Origin of the sequence: Mesorhizobium sp. BR1-1-4 (assembly GCF_020165375.1) — a bacterium.
GTDB lineage: Bacteria > Pseudomonadota > Alphaproteobacteria > Rhizobiales > Rhizobiaceae > Mesorhizobium > Mesorhizobium australicum.
The window spans coordinates 531,497-548,743 of record NZ_JAIUIB010000003.1; the positions used below are offsets into that span (position 1 = coordinate 531,497).

The 17,247-nt window shown below is 63.5% G+C and carries 17 protein-coding genes and 1 tRNA gene; 9 read left to right on the forward strand and 9 right to left on the reverse strand.

The window, feature by feature from the left end; all coding sequences use genetic code 11:
* Nucleotides 1-3 precede the first annotated feature (3 nt).
* From LB571_RS08760 to LB571_RS08785, 6 genes are all read left to right on the forward strand, one after another.
* The gene (locus LB571_RS08760; protein WP_224593739.1) at nucleotides 4-1,470 is read left to right on the forward strand and encodes an alpha-glucosidase/alpha-galactosidase; all 1,467 of its coding nucleotides are present in this window, start codon (nucleotides 4-6) and stop codon (nucleotides 1,468-1,470) included.
* A 102-nt stretch (nucleotides 1,471-1,572) separates the two neighbouring features.
* The gene (locus LB571_RS08765) at nucleotides 1,573-3,654 is read left to right on the forward strand and encodes an ABC transporter substrate-binding protein (protein WP_224593742.1); all 2,082 of its coding nucleotides are present in this window, start codon (nucleotides 1,573-1,575) and stop codon (nucleotides 3,652-3,654) included.
* Nucleotides 3,655-3,787: 133 nt separating this feature from the next.
* Nucleotides 3,788-4,795, forward strand: coding sequence for an ABC transporter permease (locus tag LB571_RS08770; protein ID WP_140876799.1), 1,008 nt, complete (start codon nucleotides 3,788-3,790; stop codon nucleotides 4,793-4,795).
* Nucleotides 4,796-5,932: an ABC transporter permease gene (locus LB571_RS08775; protein WP_015316260.1), complete on the forward strand. Its 1,137-nt coding sequence runs from the start codon at nucleotides 4,796-4,798 to the stop codon at nucleotides 5,930-5,932.
* A 10-nt stretch (nucleotides 5,933-5,942) separates the two neighbouring features.
* A complete protein-coding gene (locus LB571_RS08780) occupies nucleotides 5,943-7,610 on the forward strand; it encodes an ABC transporter ATP-binding protein (protein WP_140876797.1) in 1,668 nt (555 codons plus the stop codon).
* Between the two features lie 19 nt (nucleotides 7,611-7,629).
* Complete coding sequence (locus tag LB571_RS08785) at nucleotides 7,630-9,000, forward strand: alpha-glucosidase/alpha-galactosidase (protein WP_140790436.1); 1,371 nt, start codon at nucleotides 7,630-7,632, stop codon at nucleotides 8,998-9,000.
* 11 nt (nucleotides 9,001-9,011) lie between these two features.
* Here LB571_RS08785 and yacG read toward each other — a convergent pair whose 3' ends face one another.
* The 9 genes from yacG to LB571_RS08830 form a co-directional block, all read right to left on the reverse strand.
* Nucleotides 9,012-9,209 (reverse strand): DNA gyrase inhibitor YacG, encoded by a 198-nt coding sequence (yacG, locus tag LB571_RS08790; protein ID WP_023772777.1) that lies wholly within the window; start codon nucleotides 9,207-9,209, stop codon nucleotides 9,012-9,014.
* The gene (locus LB571_RS08795) at nucleotides 9,206-9,832 is read right to left on the reverse strand and encodes a Maf-like protein (protein ID WP_015316264.1); all 627 of its coding nucleotides are present in this window, start codon (nucleotides 9,830-9,832) and stop codon (nucleotides 9,206-9,208) included. Before LB571_RS08795 ends, yacG begins: the two co-directional genes overlap by 4 nt.
* A 24-nt stretch (nucleotides 9,833-9,856) precedes the next feature.
* A complete protein-coding gene (gene infA / locus LB571_RS08800) occupies nucleotides 9,857-10,075 on the reverse strand; it encodes a translation initiation factor IF-1 (protein ID WP_006329283.1) in 219 nt (72 codons plus the stop codon).
* 87 nt (nucleotides 10,076-10,162) lie between these two features.
* A complete protein-coding gene (locus LB571_RS08805) occupies nucleotides 10,163-10,624 on the reverse strand; it encodes a low molecular weight phosphatase family protein (protein WP_140614683.1) in 462 nt (153 codons plus the stop codon).
* On the reverse strand, nucleotides 10,612-11,097 hold the full coding sequence (locus tag LB571_RS08810; RefSeq protein WP_224593744.1) for a UPF0262 family protein: 486 nt from the start codon (nucleotides 11,095-11,097) through the stop codon (nucleotides 10,612-10,614). The genes LB571_RS08805 and LB571_RS08810 overlap by 13 nt, the downstream gene beginning before the upstream one ends.
* 6 nt (nucleotides 11,098-11,103) lie before the next feature.
* On the reverse strand, nucleotides 11,104-12,396 hold the full coding sequence (hisD, locus tag LB571_RS08815; protein WP_224593747.1) for a histidinol dehydrogenase: 1,293 nt from the start codon (nucleotides 12,394-12,396) through the stop codon (nucleotides 11,104-11,106).
* A gap of 7 nt (nucleotides 12,397-12,403) precedes the next feature.
* Nucleotides 12,404-12,838 (reverse strand): DUF2948 family protein, encoded by a 435-nt coding sequence (locus tag LB571_RS08820; protein WP_015316268.1) that lies wholly within the window; start codon nucleotides 12,836-12,838, stop codon nucleotides 12,404-12,406.
* 167 nt (nucleotides 12,839-13,005) lie between these two features.
* Complete coding sequence (murA, locus tag LB571_RS08825) at nucleotides 13,006-14,298, reverse strand: UDP-N-acetylglucosamine 1-carboxyvinyltransferase (RefSeq protein WP_023772782.1); 1,293 nt, start codon at nucleotides 14,296-14,298, stop codon at nucleotides 13,006-13,008.
* Nucleotides 14,299-14,428: 130 nt separating this feature from the next.
* Nucleotides 14,429-14,605 (reverse strand): hypothetical protein, encoded by a 177-nt coding sequence (locus tag LB571_RS08830; RefSeq protein ID WP_224593750.1) that lies wholly within the window; start codon nucleotides 14,603-14,605, stop codon nucleotides 14,429-14,431.
* 160 nt (nucleotides 14,606-14,765) lie between these two features.
* On the opposite strand from LB571_RS08830, the gene LB571_RS08835 reads away from it, so the two are divergent.
* From LB571_RS08835 to LB571_RS08845, 3 genes are all read left to right on the forward strand, one after another.
* Nucleotides 14,766-14,840, forward strand: a tRNA-Thr gene (locus LB571_RS08835).
* Between the two features lie 107 nt (nucleotides 14,841-14,947).
* Nucleotides 14,948-15,349 (forward strand): serine acetyltransferase, encoded by a 402-nt coding sequence (locus LB571_RS08840; RefSeq protein WP_224593755.1) that lies wholly within the window; start codon nucleotides 14,948-14,950, stop codon nucleotides 15,347-15,349.
* A gap of 216 nt (nucleotides 15,350-15,565) precedes the next feature.
* On the forward strand, nucleotides 15,566-17,233 hold the full coding sequence (locus LB571_RS08845) for a DUF882 domain-containing protein (protein WP_224593759.1): 1,668 nt from the start codon (nucleotides 15,566-15,568) through the stop codon (nucleotides 17,231-17,233).
* Nucleotides 17,234-17,247 lie beyond the last annotated feature (14 nt).

The window sequence follows — 17,247 nt, forward strand, 5'->3', positions numbered from 1 at the left end:
GTGATGAGTTTCAAAATCGCTATTATCGGCGCCGGCAGCGTCGGTTTCACGAAGAAGCTGTTCACCGACATATTGTGCGTGCCGGAATTCAAGGACATTGAATTCGCGCTGACCGACGTCAGCGAGCACAATCTCGCGATGATCAAGGCGATCCTCGACAGAATTGTCGAGGCAAACAATCTGCCAACGAGGGTGACCGCGACGACCGACCGCCGCAAGGCGCTCGAGGGCGCGCGCTACATCATCAGCTGCGTGCGGGTCGGCGGCCTCGAAGCCTATGCCGATGATATCCGCATTCCCTTGAGATACGGCATCGACCAATGCGTCGGCGACACGATCTGCGCCGGCGGTATTCTCTACGGTCAGCGCAACATTCCGGTGATCCTGGATTTCTGCAAGGACATCCGCGAAGTCGCCGATACCAACGCCAAATTCCTCAACTATGCCAACCCGATGGCGATGAACACCTGGGCGGCGATCGAATACGGCAAGGTCGACACGGTCGGTCTCTGCCATGGCGTCCAGCACGGAGCCGAACAGATCGCCGAGGTGCTGGGCGCGAAATCGCCGCAGGAACTCGACTATGTCTGTTCCGGCATCAACCACCAGACCTGGTTCATCGATTTGCGGCTGAACGGCCGCAAGATTGATAGGGATGAGCTAATTGCCGCCTTCGAGGCACATCCGGTCTATTCCCAGCAGGAAAAGCTGCGCATCGATGTGCTGAAGCGCTTCGGCGTCTATTCGACCGAAAGCAACGGCCATCTCTCCGAATATCTGCCTTGGTACCGCAAGCGCCCCGACGAGATCACGCGCTGGATCGACATGTCCGACTGGATCCATGGCGAGACCGGCGGCTACCTCCGCTATTCCACGGAAACCCGCAACTGGTTCGAGACCGAATATCCGCAATTCCTCGAAGCGGCGTCGAAACCGATAGACGCTTCAAAGCGCTCGAACGAGCATGCAAGCCACATATTGGAGGCGCTGGAAACCAACCGCGTCTATCGTGGCCACTTCAACGTCAGGAATGACGGCGTGATCACCAATCTGCCACGGGACGCCATCATCGAGTCACCCGGTTTCGTCGATCGTTTCGGCATCAACATGGCCGCCGGCATCACGTTGCCGGAAGCCTGTGCCGCTACTTGCATGGCCTCGATCAACGTCCAGCGCATGTCGGTCCACGCGGCCATATCTGGCGACATCGATCTTCTGAAGCTTGCCGTGCTGCATGATCCGCTGGTCGGCGCGGTGTCGACGCCGGAGGAGGTCTGGCAGATGGTCGACGAAATGGTCGTCGCCCAGGCGCAATGGCTGCCGCAATATGCCCATGCGGTTCCGGCAGCCAAGGAGAGGCTGTCGAAATCCACGGTCAAGACGCGGGAATGGGCCGGTGCCGCGCGGCGAAGCGTGCGCTCGATCGAGGAACTGCGCGCCGAAAAGGCCGCGCTGAAACAGGCCGTCTGAGAACCGGGCGCGGCGGCGGATCCACGGGAGGCGGATCCACCGCAGCCTGCCGCCAGGCCAAATACGAGCAGCAGCAAACGTCTGAATACGAGGGAGGAGACAATGAGGAACCTACGCAGCATTGGCATCGCCGCCGGACTGGCGCTGAGCGTCTCCGTTCCGGCGCTCGACGCTTTCGCTTCCGAGCCGACCGTCCCACCGGTTCCGGCGACGTTTCCGGCCGAGGGCAAGATCAAGTACGTGCCGCGCGACTCCATCCTGGAGTTCAAGGCGCTGCCCGACTATCACGAGCCCGATTGGGTCACGGAAAAATACGTCAAGGCCGGCAAGCTGCCGCCGGTGAAAGATCGGCTGCCGAAAGAGCCGCTTGTCTTCAAGACCGCCAACATGCCGGACGGCGTCGGCGTCTACGGCGATACGATGCGCCATGTCATCGGCGGAAGGCCCGAAGGCTGGAACTACGGCGCCGGCCAGACCCAAGGGTGGGGCGGCATCGACATCGGCCTTTCCGAGTGCCTGACGCGCACCGCGCCGCTGTTCCAGGTCGAGGCGAAGGACACCGAGCCGCTGCCCAATCTCGCCAAAAGCTGGGATTGGTCAGCCGATGGCCACAAGCTGACCATGCATCTCGTCGAAGGCGCCAAATGGTCGGACGGCGTGCCATTCAACGCCGACGACGTCATGTTCTACTGGGACGACGAGGTCATGGATCCCAACGTCTCGCCGCTCAATGGCGCCACCCAGGAAACCTTCGGCGTCGGCACGACGCTGAAGAAGATCGACGACTACACCGTCGAGTGGACCTTCAAGGACGCCTTCCCGAAACAGCACCTCTATGCAATGGCCTATGGCACCTTCTGCCCCGGTCCCGCGCATATCTTGAAGCCGCAGCACCCGAAATATTCGAAGAACACCTACGACCAGTTCAAGAACGCCTTCCCGCCGGAATATATGAACATGCCTGTCATGGGCGCCTGGGTGCCGGTCGAATATCGGGCCGACGACATCATCGTCATGCGCCGCAATCCCTACTATTGGAAGGTGGACGAGAAGGGCAACCAGCTGCCCTATCTCAACGAGCTGCATTACAAACTGTCGACCTGGGCCGACCGCGACGTTCAGGCGGTCGCCGGCGCCGGCGACTTCTCCAACCTCGAGCAGCCGGAAAACTTCGTCGCCTCGCTGAAGCGCGCGGCGGAGGCGAACGCGCCGGCGCGCCTTGCCTTCGGCCCGCGGCTGATCGGCTACAATCTGCGCCTGAACTTCTCCGCCAATGGCTGGGGCAATCCGGACGAGCGCGGCCAGGCGATCCGCGAACTGAACCGCAACGAGGATTTCCGCAAGGCCGTCACCATGGCGCTTGACCGCAAGGCGTTGGGCGATTCCCTCGTCAAGGGGCCGTTCACCGCGATCTATCCAGGCGGCCTCTCCTCGGGCACCAGCTTCTATGACCGTAAATCCACCGTCTACTATCCTTTCGACCTCGAGGGCGCCAAGGCCGAACTCGCCAAGGCCGGTCTGAAGGACACAGACGGCGACGGCATCGTCAACTTTCCGGCCGCGACCGCCGGCGGCAAGAACGTCGAAATCGTGATGCTGGTCAACAACGACTACACGACCGACAAGAGCCTCGCCGAAGGCGTGGTCGCGCAGATGGAGAAGCTTGGCCTCCGGATCGTGCTCAACGGGCTTAACGGCACCCAGCGCGATGCCACGCAATATTCAGGCCGCTTCGACTGGCTGATCCGGCGCAATGAGCAGGAGCTGACCTCCGTGGTGCAGAACACCGTGCAACTCGCTCCGGTCGGCCCCAAGACCAGCTGGGATCACCGCGCGCCGGAAAGCGGCGAGGTCGACCTGATGCCTTTCGAGAAGGACCTCGTCGACATCGTCAACAAGTTCGTCTCGTCGGCGGATAACAACCAGCGCGCCAGTCTGATGCGGGACTTCCAGAAAGTCTCGACCGAGCACGTCTACAATGTCGGCCTGACGGAATATCCCGGCGCCTTGATCGTCAACAAGCGCTTCTCCAACATCCCGCAGGGCACGCCGATCTTCATGTTTAACTGGGCGGAGGATTCGATCATCCGCGAACGGGTCTTCGTCGCGGCCGACAAACAGGCGAAATACGAATTGTTCCCCGAAGAGCTTCCCGGCAAGCCTGGAGACAAGGGCCCGATGTAAGTTTAAGGGCCGATGCAAGTTTACCCTCCCTGACTGAGAGACACCCGGCCGCGTCGATGGCGCGGCCGGGACAAACCAACCCTCCGAACGCCCCTCCAGGGAGCGTCCGGCGAGATGAGGAAGCGGACCGTCCATGCTGCGATTCCTGCTCACGCGCATAGCGTCGGCAATCCCGGTTCTCGCTATTTTGAGCCTCGTCACCTTTGCCATAATCCAGGCGCCGCCTGGCGATTATGCCGATTACATCCGCTCGCAGCTGATCAACCAGGGCGGAGCCTCCTTCGCGGAGGCCGACGCGCAGGCCCAGGCCTACCGCGTCGAACACGGCCTCGATAAGCCGCTGCCCGTCCAGTATCTCAACTGGATCGGCGGCATCGTCACCCGCGGCGATTTCGGCTACAGCCTCTATTACAACAAGCCGGTGGCCGAGGTTGTCGGCGAGCGCCTACCGCGCACGCTGCTGCTCGCGCTGGTCTGCCATCTGCTCGCCTCGGTGCTCGGCATCACTTTCGGCATATGGGCCGCGACCCGGCAATACACCTGGATCGATTCCACGCTGTCGGCCATCGCCTTTCTCGGCATGACGGTGCCGCGCTTCCTGATGGCGCTGATCATCGTCTATCTCCTGGTCTTCCAGTTCAACGTGTCGGAGATCGGCTCATTCTTCTCGCCGCAATATGGCGGCGCGCCATGGTCGTGGGCCAAATTCGTCGACCTGGTCAAGCATGTCTGGCCGGTGGTGGCGATCGCCACCTTCGGCGGCCTCGCCTACAATATGCGCGTCATGCGCGGCAATCTGCTCGACACGCTCAACGCGCAATATGTCGAGACAGCCAAGGCCAAGGGCCTGACGGGCAGCGCCGTCGTCATGCGCCACGCCGTGCCCAATGCCTTGCATCCGCTCGTCATGTACCAGGGCGTGGTGCTGCCATACATGCTGACGGGCGAGATCGAGACGGCGATCATCTTCGCGCTGCCGACCGTCGGCCCGGCGATCGTCGGTTCGATGGCGGTCGGCGACGTCTATGTCACAGCCACCTTCATGATGGTGCTGTCGGCGACGCTGATCGTCGGCAACATCATCGCCGACATGCTGCTCGTCCTGCTCGATCCGCGCGTGCGCCAGTTCGGGGAGGGCTAGATGCTGGCGCGAGAGCCTTCACCACCGCCACTGCCGGCCGAGCGAGCCACAGTAGCGCCCGCACGCGGCAATGAGAGCTACATGGCGCTTGTCTGGCGCCGGCTGAAGCGCTCCTGGACCGGGATGGCTGGGCTTTGGCTGGTCGTGCTGCTGCTGGTGATGGCCGTGTTCGCCGAATTCCTGGCCCCGATGGATCCGAAGGCGACCGATGTCGGCTTCGCCCCGCCGCAGCTGCCGTCCTTCCACGACAAGGATGGTAATTTCGTCGCGCGGCCTAGGGTCTATGCGCTGGCCGATTCGGCCGATCTCGATCCGGTCACCTTCCAGCCCATCGTCGGCCCCGACTACGACCACCCGAGGCTGCTTGGCTTCTTCGTCGAGGGCGCGCCCTACAAGCTCTTCGGGCTGATCCCGGCGAACCGGCACTTGTTCGCCTCGACGGACGGCCAGCCGGTGCATTTCCTCGGCACCGACAAATTCGGCCGGGACGTGCTGTCGCGCGCCATCCATGGTTCGCGCGTCTCGCTGATGATCGCGCTGACGGTGGTCTTCATCATCACGGTCATCGGTACCACTGTCGGCATGGTGTCGGGCTATTTCGGCGGCCGGTTCGACGTCTGGATGCAGCGCTTCGTCGAACTGGTGCTCGCCTTCCCACAACTGCCGCTCTATCTGGCGCTGACGACGCTGATCCCTGTCACCGCGCCGACCAATGTGTTCCTCGGCTTTGTCATCATCGTCATGTCGGCGTTGGGCTGGGCGCAGATGTCGCGCGAGGTGCGCGGCAAGACACTGGCGCTGGCGCGCATCGAATATGTGCGCGCCGCCATGGCGGTCGGCTCCACCGACCGGCGCATCATCCTGCAGCACATCTTCCCCAATGTGATGAGCCACGTGATCGTCGCCGTGACGCTGGCCATCCCGACGGTTGTGCTGCTCGAATCCTTCCTCGGTTTCCTCGGTTTTGCCGTCAAGCCGCCCCTGATCTCCTGGGGGCTGATGCTTCAGGACACCGCGACCTATTCCGTCATCGGTACCTATCCCTGGATCCTGTCGCCGGTCGGTTTCGTGCTGGTCACCGTCTTCGCCTTCAACGCGCTCGGCGACGGCCTGCGCGATGCCGTCGATCCGTATTGAGGGGACAGGAATGACCGTCGTACTCGCCGAGCCCTTCGCACCAGCCTTTCGCCTCGATCATGATGGGCGCCAGGGAGAGCCCGTCATCGACGCCCGCAACATCGAGGTCGCCTTCAAGGTCGAGCACGGTACCGTCGAGGCGGTCAAGGACATCTCGTTCCAGCTCTATCGCGGCGAGACGATCGCGATCGTCGGCGAATCCGGTTCCGGCAAGTCGGTGACGGCGCGCACCGTCATGGGCCTGCTGTCGCGCCGCGCAACGGTGTCACCGAAATCGAGCATCTGTTATGACGGACAGGACATTCTGAAATTTCCCGAGAGCGCCCGGCGCAAGCTGCGCGGCAACCGCATCTCGATGATCTTCCAGGAGCCGATGAGCTCGCTCAACCCGATTTACACAGTCGGCAGCCAGATCGTCGAAGCAATCCGGGTGCATCGCAAGGTGAGCCGCAAGCAAGCCTGGGCGCGGGCGCTGGAACTGCTGCGGCATGTGCAGATTCCCGAGCCCGAGGCGCGGCTCAAGCAATATCCGCACCAGCTCTCGGGTGGGCAACGGCAGCGCGTGATGATCGCCATGGCGCTCGCCAACGATCCCGACGTGCTGATCGCCGATGAGCCGACGACCGCGCTCGACGTCACGGTGCAGGCGCAGATCCTCAACCTGATCCGCAATCTGCAGAAAGAGCTGCGGATGGCGGTGATCCTGATCACCCACGACCTCACCGTGGTGCGCAAGTTTTCCGACTACGTCTATGTGATGCAGCATGGCGAAATGTGCGAGCACAACGTCACTGAACGCTTGTTCGCCGATCCGCGGCATCCCTACACCAGGCGATTGCTTGCTTCCGAACCAAGAGGACGGCCGCAACCGTTGCCCGCGGGCTCTGGCACCATCCTCGAAGCGAATGGCGTGCGCGTCTGCTTCATGCTGCGCCACGGCACGTTCTTGAAGCCGGACTGGCGTGAACTGGTCGCGGTCGACGACCTCGACCTCAAGCTTTGCCGCCATGAGACGCTTGGGCTGGTCGGCGAATCCGGCTCCGGCAAGACCACGTTCGGCCAGGCGCTGCTCCGGCTGACCGAAGCGAAACGCGGTGAGATCCGCTTCGATGGCCAGCCGATCCATGGCCTGTCGCGAACGCAGATGCGGCCGCTGCGGTCGCGCATGCAGATCGTCTTCCAGGACCCGTTCTCCTCGCTTAACCCACGCATGACGATCGGCCAGATCATCGAGGAAGGGCTGGTCGTCAACGGCATCGGCGCAACGCGCCGCGAGCGGGTCGAACGGGTGCGCGAGGCGTTGGTCAGCGCGGGCATGCCGGGCGATATCCTGTCGCGGTTTCCGCATGAATTTTCCGGCGGCCAGCGGCAGCGCATCGCCATCGCCCGGGCCATCGCGCTCGAACCCGAATTCATCCTGCTCGACGAGCCGACGTCGGCGCTGGATCTCTCCGTCCAGGCGCAGATCATCGACCTGCTGCGCAAGCTGCAGGACGAGCGCGGCCTGAGCTATCTCTTCATCTCGCACGACCTCAAGGTGGTGCGCGCGCTGTGCCACCGCGTCATCGTCATGCAGCACGGCAAGATCGTCGAGCAGGGACCCGTCGACCAGGTCCTCACCAATCCCAAGACCGCCTACACCGAACGGCTCGTCAGGGCCGCTTTCGACGTGGCCTGAACAGATGCCGGAGGTTAACGTGGCAAGACATCCCAGGATCACTTTCATCGGCGCCGGCTCGACGGTGTTCATGAAGAACATCGTCGGCGACGTGCTGCAGCGCCCGGCACTTTCGGGCGCCACGATCGCGCTGATGGACATCAATCCGCAGCGGCTGGAAGAAAGCGCCGTCGTCGTCAACAAACTGATCGCCACACTCGGCGTCAAGGCGATGGCCGAGACCTACACGGACCAGCGCAAGGCGCTGGCGGACGCCGATTTCGTCGTCGTCGCCTTCCAGATCGGCGGCTATGAGCCCTGCACCGTCACGGATTTCGAGGTGCCGAAGACATATGGCCTGCGCCAGACCATCGCCGACACGCTCGGCGTCGGCGGCATCATGCGCGGCCTCAGGACCGTGCCGCATCTGTGGAAGATCTGCGAGGACATGCTTGCCGTCTGCCCGCGGGCCATCATGCTGCAATATGTCAACCCGATGGCGATCAACACCTGGGCGATCTCGGAGAAATATCCCGAGATCAGGCAGGTCGGGCTGTGCCATTCGGTGCAAGGGACGGCGATGGAGCTGGCACACGATCTCGACCTTCCCTATGACGAGATCCGCTACCGCTCGGCCGGCATCAACCACATGGCCTTCTACCTGCAGTTCGAGCATCGCCAGCCGGACGGATCCTATCGCGACCTCTATCCCGATCTCGTGCGGGCCTATCGCGAAGGCCGCGCGCCGAAACCCGGCTGGAATCCGCGCTGTCCGAACAAGGTGCGCTATGAGATGCTGACGCGGCTGGGCTATTTCGTCACCGAGAGCTCGGAGCATTTCGCCGAATACACGCCCTATTTCATCAAGGACGGCCGCCCCGATTTGATCGAGAAATACGGCATTCCGCTCGATGAATACCCCAAGCGCTGCGTCGAGCAGATCGAGCGTTGGAAGGACCAGGCGCAGGCCTACCGCTCGGCCCAGCGCATCGAGGTCGAAGAGTCGAAGGAATATGCCTCCTCGATCATGAATTCGGTCTGGACCGGCGAACCGTCGGTCATCTACGGCAATGTGCGCAACAATGGCTGCATCACCTCGCTGCCGCGTGATTGCGCCGCCGAAGTGCCGTGCCTGGTCGATGCGTCCGGCATCCAGCCGACCTATATAGGCGACCTGCCGCCGCAATTGACGGCGCTGATCCGCACCAACATCAACGTACAGGAACTGACGGTGCGGGCGCTGATGAGCGAAAACCGCGAACACATCTATCACGCGGCGATGATGGATCCGCACACCGCGGCCGAACTCGATCTCGACCAGATCTGGTCATTGGTCGATGATCTCCTGGCCGCACATGGCGACTGGCTGCCGGCTTGGGCGCGCGTCAAACGGAAGAACGAAGCCGCCTGACCGGCGCTCGTCTACTTCGGCTCGTCAGCGTCCGGTTCTTCCTCGTCGTCGCGGGCCGAGATGACATAGGCACCCTTCAGCCAGCGGTTGAGGTCGATGTCCTTGCAGCGCGTCGAGCAGAATGGATAGGTCTCGCGCGCCGATGGCTTGCCGCATTCCGGGCACGGGCGCTTGGGCCGCAGGGGCGTGACCTTGTCGTCGAGGCTCATGGTCGCGCGGACAACCAGTTTTGATGCGTCTTGAAACCTTCGCCCGACAGCAGCGCCACCGTCTCGTAGAGCGGCAGGCCGACAATGTTGGTGTAGGAGCCGACGAGCTTGACGACGAAGGCGCCGGCCAATCCTTGCACGGCATAGCCGCCGGCCTTTCCGCGCCATTCGCCGGACGCAACATAGGCGTCGATCTCCTCGCGCGGCAGCCGCTTGAAACGCACCCGCGTCTCGACCAGTCGCTGGCGCAGTTTGCCGCCCGGCGTGATCAGGCAGATGCCGGAATAGACCCGGTGCGAACGTCCGGACAACAGCCCGAGGCAGTTGGCGGCGTCATCCAGCGTCTCGGCCTTGGGCAGGATGCGCCGCCCGACGGCGACCACTGTGTCGGCCGCCAGCACGAAGCTCGGCGCATGGTCCGTCTCGGACTTCAGCGACGCGAACGCCTTCTCGGCCTTTTCCTTCGACAGCCGTTTGGCCAGCGAGCGCGGATGCTCGGCACGCAGCGGCGTTTCGTCGATATCGGCTGGCAGGATGCGGTCCGGCTCGATGCCGGCCTGCTGCAGGAGTTCGATGCGGCGCGGCGAACCCGAGGCAAGCACCAGCTTTTGCAAAATGCTCATCGCTTTACCGGCCGGGTCTTGATCTTACTTGAAGCGGTAGGTGATGCGGCCCTTGGTCAGGTCGTATGGCGTCATCTCGACCAGAACCTTGTCGCCGGTCAGCACGCGGATGCGGTTCTTGCGCATGCGGCCGGCGGTATGGGCGATGATCTCGTGTTCGTTTTCGAGCTTCACCCTGAACATCGCGTTGGGCAACAATTCCGTGACGATACCCGGAAACTCGAGGACTTCTTCCTTCGGCATTCGATACCTTTGCTTGGATGGCAGTTCCAGCGCCCCGGCTGGAATTTCGGCGGAACCTATATGATAATCTGTCGCTTGTGAACACGCTTAATCGCCAGGCCTCGGAACGGTGAACCGGCTGTAGATCCGGGCTTTCAGCCGCTCGCGCACGTCGCGATAGCTGGCCATGATGTGTTCGCGCGTGCCGCCGGCATCGGTCGGATCCGGCGTCGGCCAGTATTCCACCTCGACGGCAAGCGAGCGGGTGAGTTCGAGCGCGGCATGGTGGGCCTCCGGCGCCAGTGTCACGATCAGGTCGAAATAGTCGTCCTCGAGATCGTTCAGCGTCCTTGGATGACGCTCACCCAGCGACAGCCCGTCCTCGGCAAGCACGGCATCGACGAACGGGTCGCGCTCGCCGGCGCGCACGCCGGCCGAGGCGACGAAGACGGTGGCGGGCAGCATGCGGCGCGCCAGCTGCTCGGCCATCGGCGAGCGGACGGCATTCATGCCGCACAGGAACAGAACCGAGCGGGGCAGGGCGCCGGGGGCCAGGATCAGCCCCGCCAGTGCAGCACGCAGACCAGCGTGAACAGCCGTCGCGCCGTGTCGAAGTCGATGTCGATCTTGCCGGAGAGCCGATCCATCAGCGTCTGCGAGCCCTCATTGTGCAGGCCACGGCGGCCCATGTCGATCGCCTCGATACGGCTCGGCGTCGAGGAGCGGATGGCGTCGTAATAGCTCTCGCAGATCATGTAGTAATCCTTGACGATGCGCCTGAGCGGCGTCAGCGACAGGATGTGGGTGACGACGGCGGTGCCGTCCTCGCGCGCCACGGCAAAGACCAGGCGGGACTCGGCCAGCGACAGCTTCAGCCGGTAGGGACCCGCACCGCTGTCGTTGACAGGCTGAAACCTATTCTCCTCGATCAGGTCGAAGATCGCCACCGCCCGCTCATGCTCGACATCGGGCGTCGAACGGCCGATCGACTCATCGAGTTCGACATCGATCAGTTTTGCGCGGGTTTGACCGGAGCCCGTCATACCGGCCTACATGTTCAGCCGTATGGCGACGGAGCGGCCGTGCGCGTCAAGCCCTTCCGCCTGCGCGAGTGCGATCGCCGCCGGTGCCAGCACGCGCAACTGCTCCGGTCCGAGTTTGAGGACCGAGGTGCGCTTGACGAAGTCGAGCACCGACAGGCCCGACGAGAAGCGCGCCGAGCGCGCCGTCGGCAGCACGTGGTTGGAGCCGCCGACATAGTCGCCGATGACCTCGGGCGTGTGGCGGCCGAGAAAAACCGCGCCCGCGTTGCGCATCTTCGCCAGGAAGCCTTCGGCATCCTCGATGGCCAGCTCGACATGTTCGGCGGCGATGCGGTCGACCAGCGGCAGCGCGGCCTCGACCGTCGGAACCACGATGACGGCGCCGAAATCGCGCCAGCTCTGGGCCGCCGTTTCCGCGCGCGGCAGGCTCCGCAGCTGGCGTTCGACCGCCCGTTCGACCGCCTTGCCGAATGCCGGGTCGTCGGTGATCAGGATCGACTGCGCCGACACGTCATGTTCGGCCTGGGCGAGCAGATCGGCGGCGATCCAGTCCGGATCGTTGTCGCCGTCCGCCACGACGAGCACTTCGGAAGGGCCGGCGATCATGTCGATGCCGACCGTGCCGAACACCTGCCGCTTGGCTGCGGCGACATAGGCATTGCCTGGACCGACGATCTTGGCGACGGGCTTTATCGTCTGCGTACCATAGGCGAGTGCCGCGATCGCCTGCGCGCCGCCGACGCGGTAGATTTCGGAGACGCCCGATATATCCGCCGCCACCAGCACCAGCGGGTTGACGACGCCGTGCGGTGCCGGCACGACCATGACGATGCGCTCGACGCCGGCTACCTTGGCCGGCACGGCGTTCATCAGCACCGAGCTCGGATAGCTTGCCGTGCCGCCCGGCACATAGAGCCCGACCGCCTCGATCGCCGTCCAGCGCGAGCCGAGCTCGACGCCGGCGGGATCCGTGTAGCGTTCGTCCTGAGGCTTTTGCCGCTGGTGATGGGACCGGATGCGGTCGCGTGCGAATTTCAGCGCCTCGACCGTGGCCGGATCGGCCTCGGCATAGGCGCCGGCGATATCTTCCGCCGAGACGGCAATGCCGAGCTTGGCGAGGTCGCCTCCGCCGAATTTCCTCGTGTAGTCGATCAGTGCCGCATCGCCCTCGGCACGCACGCGCGCGATGATGTCTCGCACCACGGCGTCGACGTCGGCCGACACCTCGCGCTTGGTCGTGAGAAACGCGGCGAAACGCTGCTCGAAATCGGTGTCGGACTGGGCAAGCGTGATGGCCATCGTATGCTCAAGCCCTGTGGATGGGGCGCGACGTGGCTTCCCACGCGCCCCCAATATCGGCAAGGCGGGCCTCGATGCATTCGACATCGAGCATGATCGTGCCGCCGCCCGAAAAGATCAGTTCGACGATGCCCGCGGGCTTGCTGATCTCGATAAAGCTGATCGCCAGCAAGGAGAGAATTTCGGCGGGCTTGTCGCGGGCGATACCGTTGGTCTTGGCGCCCAGCACCCGGTCGAAATGCAGCACGGCCTGCCGTCGTTCATTGTGCTGGCGAAACAGGCCGGATTTGGCCTCCCACACGAAACGGTTCATGGTCAGGACGAAGCGTTTGGCCTTGGGCAGGAATTCGAGGTCCGAGACCTTCATCACGGCGTCCTGGAGATGGGCCGAGACGATGCTCAGATCCTGGTCGTCGAGCGCGATAAGCTTGAGGGCGGTCATCCGGATTTTCGACCTACAGGTTGGTTTCAGCCTCTGTTAGGCGGTCTTTCCGGCCGGTGCAACCACCCCACGACGTCCGCCCGAGGCATTGCCTCGGGTTTGCGGTGCGGGCAGATGGGCGGAGGCCCTGTGAGCCGCCCTTTCCAGAAGCTACCGCCGTCCGATCGTCAGGCGGAAATACGTTCGATCACCGCGCCGCAGTTGGATAGCTTTTCCTCCAGCCGCTCGAAACCGCGGTCGAGATGATAGACACGGTTGACCGTGGTTTCGCCTTCGGCCGCCAGGCCGGCGATGACCAGCGAGACGGAAGCGCGAAGATCGGTCGCCATGACTGGCGCGCCCTTCAGCTTCGCCACGCCGTCGACGATCGCCGTCTGGCCCGAAAGCGTGATGTGGGCGCCGAGGCGGGCCAGTTCCTGGACGTGCATGAAGCGGTTTTCGAAGATCGTCTCGGTGATGCGCGATTTGCCCTTGGCCATGGTCATCAGGCCCATGAACTGCGCCTGCAGATCGGTCGGGAAGGCCGGGAAGGGGGCCGTCGTCACGTCGACGGGTGAAATGCCGGCGCCATTGCGCTTCACGCGGATGCCGGAATTGGTCTGGGTGATCTCCGCGCCCGTCTGGGAAATCACGTCGAGCGCCGTCTGCAGCAGCTCCGGCCGTGCGCCTTCCAGCACGACGTCGCCGCCGGTCATTGCCACCGCCATGGCATAGGTGCCGGTCTCGATGCGGTCGGGGATGACACGCACGCGCGCGCCCGAAAGCGCTTCGACGCCGTCGATGGTGACGGTCGGCGTGCCGGCGCCGGAAATTCTGGCGCCCATGGCGTTCAGGCATTCGGCGAGATTGACGATCTCGGGCTCGCAGGCGGCGTTCTCGAGCACCGTCTCGCCCTTGGCCAGCGACGCCGCCATCATCAGCACATGGGTGGCGCCGACCGAGACTTTCGGGAAGACATAGCGGTTGCCGACGAGGCGGCCGTTCCGGGTCTTGGCGATGACGTAGCCGGTATCGACATCGATGTCGGCGCCCAGTGCCTGCAGGCCTTCGAGGAACAGATCGACCGGGCGCGTGCCGATGGCGCAGCCGCCGGGCAGCGACACCTTGGCCTCGCCCATGCGGGCCAGCAGCGGGCCGATCACCCAGAACGAGGCGCGCATTTTCGACACCAGTTCGTAAGGCGCCGTGGTGTCGACGATGTTGCGGGCGGAGAAGTTGATGGTGCGCGAATAGCCCTCATTCTGCTTCTCGCGGCGGCCATTGACCGAATAGTCGACGCCATGATTGCCGAGGATGCGGATCAACTGCTCGACATCGGCCAGATGCGGCACGTTTTCCAGCGTCAGCGTGTCGTCGGTCAGAAGCGAGGCGATCATCAGCGGCAGGGCGGCGTTTTTCGCGCCCGAGATCGGAATGCTTCCGGCAAGCTTGTTGCCGCCGACAATTCTGATGCGATCCATTGGAGACTGTCCCTCTCGGCCAGAAAAGGGCCGGTTCAATCGTTTGAGTATCGGCCCGTCTAGACCATTGACCAATTTGGTTCAAGAAATAGGATTTCGCCCACCCCGGCTTGAGAGTGGCCGATTTGAGTTAATCTTTCTTCATTTCCTTGGCCGCGCCGAGCCCGTCGGGCCGCTGATCGGCCTCGCCTGTCCGGCGCGAGCGCGACTGCGCCTTGCGCTTCTGCAGGTTGGCCCGCAACTGCTCGGCGAGCCGGTTCTTGCGGATTGTTCCGCTGTTCTTCGGTTGATTTGTCTTGTAGTTCATTGTCCCGCCACGGCTGGCGACCAGCCAGCCCGCTTTCAGGGATAGCCAACATTGTGGCGCCGCCATGTCAATAAAAGCTATCCGGCAAAGCCATTCACAGAAGCGTTGTTCTTGGCCTTGCGCTTGCCGGTTCGATATGGCAGAAGCCCCGCCATCAGCGGCTGCGGTAGCTCAGTGGTAGAGCACTCCCTTGGTAAGGGAGAGGTCGAGAGTTCAATCCTCTCTCGCAGCACCAGACACCCTGCAAACAACGCGGCCTGTGACACCGTCTTTCCGGCACGGACAGGCGATGAAGTCACGGCATGCGCCGGGCACCGGATCGCGCAGTCGGACAATTCCGTCGTGTGCCGGATAGCCCGTCTCTTCCTCTCGCTGAAGATGAGGAAATTCGGCATACAAATTCCCGTGGAGACCAGCATCGGCCTTGGCTTCTACATCGGCCATGGCGGCCCGTGCTTGGTCCATCATACGGCAACGATCGGCAACAACTGCAACATATCCCAGTATGTGACGATCGGGGCGACGCTTGGCAAATCCGCGTCGATAGGGAACGAGGTCTGTATTGGCCCGAACGTGTGCATCGTAGAGGAGGTCACGATCGGCAGCCGCTCGCTTATCGGCGCGGGCGCCGTTGTCACCAGGAATATTCCGGCGGGGAGCACCGCGGTCGGCGTCCCCGCGAGGCCGACCGACAAGGCGCGGCAGCACAATTTCATCACCAATCGATGGCTGCCGGCAATGTGAACAGGCCTATGGCGCTTGCCGGTGGCGCGCCCTCATGGTCGAACGCATGCTCGGCATGACACGATTCGTTAACCAAGATGCTGTTCTTCGACATGACGGGTTGTCGGTCGGCTGCCTGTCCGGCTGCTCAAGTCATGGCCGGGGATAGTGCCGAACGAAAGCTCCTCATCTGAGCGAAGACGTCAAATCGCCTGAAACAGGAACGATGTGCAAGGCATGAATGGGATTGAAAGCGAACAAAACCCGCTAGGCGCTTCCCGTCGTTGGACATGGTTGCCGGCCATTGCGATGGCGTTGCTTTGCATGTGTGTCACCGATGCGTTCGCCGAGACGCGCGCCCTGCGGATTCAGCATCTTCATACGGGCGAGAAGGCCGAGATCGTCTTCAAGCGCGATGGGCGCTACGATCAGGCGGGCCTGAAGAAGATCAACTTCATGCTGCGCGACTGGCGCCGCAACGAGCCGACCAGGATGGACCCGCGCCTGCTCGACCTGGTCTGGCAGGCTTACCGCGCCAGCGGCTCGACGGCCTATATCCATGTGGTCAGCGCCTATCGCTCGCCGGCGACCAACGCCATGCTGCGCGGTCGTTCGAAGGGCGTGGCCCGCGAAAGCCAGCACATGGTTGGCCGCGCCATGGACTTCTTCCTGCCTGACGTGCCGCTGAAGAAGTTGCGCGACATCGGCCTGAAGATGCAGGGCGGCGGCGTCGGCTATTATCCGACCTCCGGTTCGCCGTTCATTCATATGGATGTCGGCAATGTGCGGCATTGGCCTGGCATCAGCCGCCTGGAGCTCGCCAGGGTCTTCCCGAACGGCAACACGCTGCATGTGCCGAGCGACGGCAAACCGTTGCCTGGCTACGAGCAGGCGTTTGCCGCCTACGAGTCACGCAAGGCCGCCGGCACGCCCAACATCGAACTGGCCAGCGCCGACCGCGGCCAGCGCAGGCCAGCGCGCGGCCTGCTGGCGACGCTTTTGGGCGGGCGCGGCGCGGATGAAGCCGACGATGCCGCGGAAGCGGCGCCTGCGCCACGCAAGCCGACCAAGTCAGTTGAACCTAAAACGGCCGGTGATCCCAAGATGCCTGGCGACTCCAAGACGGCTGGCCAGGGCATTGCTATCGTGGCGCCGGAGGCAGCCCAGCGGGCGGACGTTCAGGTCGACCCCGCCGATCCGGCCGAAGAAACGTCTGCAAAGACGCCTGAAGCGATCGTCATGGCGATGCCGCCCGGCACGGTGCCGATACCCGCTTTCGCACCGCGCACCGGGTTCGCCGCCACCATTCCAATCCCGCAAGCCGTGCCGTTCGGCGTAGCCAGCAGCGCATCCACCGCGCGGGTTGAACCGGCGGCGACCGGTGCCGAAAATCCCGTGGCCAGGATGAATGCCGCCCCCGCGATTGCCGGTCCGGACATGCTGGCGCTCAACATCCCTGTCCCGACATGGCGACCGCAAGACCAGACGGGCCCCGCGCGTCAACCGGAGGCGGCCAAATCCGCCGATGCAATCGGTGCCTTGCTGGCCACGCATCACGTGGATGACAGCCTCGATTCGCTGGCTGGACAGCGGATTGCAGTCCTTGCATCGAAACCTGAAGACCGTGTCAGGACCAGCCCCAAGGCCGACCGTGTCCAGCCACGTCTCGATCCCGAAGCCACCGCCGTCATTCTGCCAGCGGCGCCGACCGGCCAATCGGTTGAGACCGGGCGCCGCATCACCGGAACCGGCTCGACAGCGGCGACCGTCATTGCCGCCAATTTCATCCGCACGGCGCCGGAGCAGGTCTATCTCGATGGCTTCCAGCCACGAGGACAGACGTCCGATCACCGCCGCTTCACCGGCTCCGCTGTGAAATTCCTGCCCATCGCCAGATTCAGATAGGTCGACGCGCAAGT

Coding starts and splice junctions, on each gene's coding strand:
- LB571_RS08760 (WP_224593739.1), top strand. CDS start 4: ATGAGTTTCAAAATCGCTATTATCGGCGCCGGCAGCGTCGGTTTCACG.
- LB571_RS08780 (WP_140876797.1), top strand. CDS start 5,943: ATGACCGTCGTACTCGCCGAGCCCTTCGCACCAGCCTTTCGCCTCGAT.
- LB571_RS08765 (WP_224593742.1), top strand. CDS start 1,573: ATGAGGAACCTACGCAGCATTGGCATCGCCGCCGGACTGGCGCTGAGC.
- yacG (WP_023772777.1), bottom strand. CDS start 9,209: ATGAGCCTCGACGACAAGGTCACGCCCCTGCGGCCCAAGCGCCCGTGC.
- murA (WP_023772782.1), bottom strand. CDS start 14,298: ATGGATCGCATCAGAATTGTCGGCGGCAACAAGCTTGCCGGAAGCATT.
- LB571_RS08795 (WP_015316264.1), bottom strand. CDS start 9,832: ATGAGCATTTTGCAAAAGCTGGTGCTTGCCTCGGGTTCGCCGCGCCGC.
- LB571_RS08810 (WP_224593744.1), bottom strand. CDS start 11,097: ATGACGGGCTCCGGTCAAACCCGCGCAAAACTGATCGATGTCGAACTC.
- LB571_RS08770 (WP_140876799.1), top strand. CDS start 3,788: ATGCTGCGATTCCTGCTCACGCGCATAGCGTCGGCAATCCCGGTTCTC.
- LB571_RS08775 (WP_015316260.1), top strand. CDS start 4,796: ATGCTGGCGCGAGAGCCTTCACCACCGCCACTGCCGGCCGAGCGAGCC.
- hisD (WP_224593747.1), bottom strand. CDS start 12,396: ATGGCCATCACGCTTGCCCAGTCCGACACCGATTTCGAGCAGCGTTTC.
- LB571_RS08820 (WP_015316268.1), bottom strand. CDS start 12,838: ATGACCGCCCTCAAGCTTATCGCGCTCGACGACCAGGATCTGAGCATC.
- LB571_RS08830 (WP_224593750.1), bottom strand. CDS start 14,605: ATGAACTACAAGACAAATCAACCGAAGAACAGCGGAACAATCCGCAAG.
- LB571_RS08845 (WP_224593759.1), top strand. CDS start 15,566: ATGAATGGGATTGAAAGCGAACAAAACCCGCTAGGCGCTTCCCGTCGT.
- infA (WP_006329283.1), bottom strand. CDS start 10,075: ATGCCGAAGGAAGAAGTCCTCGAGTTTCCGGGTATCGTCACGGAATTG.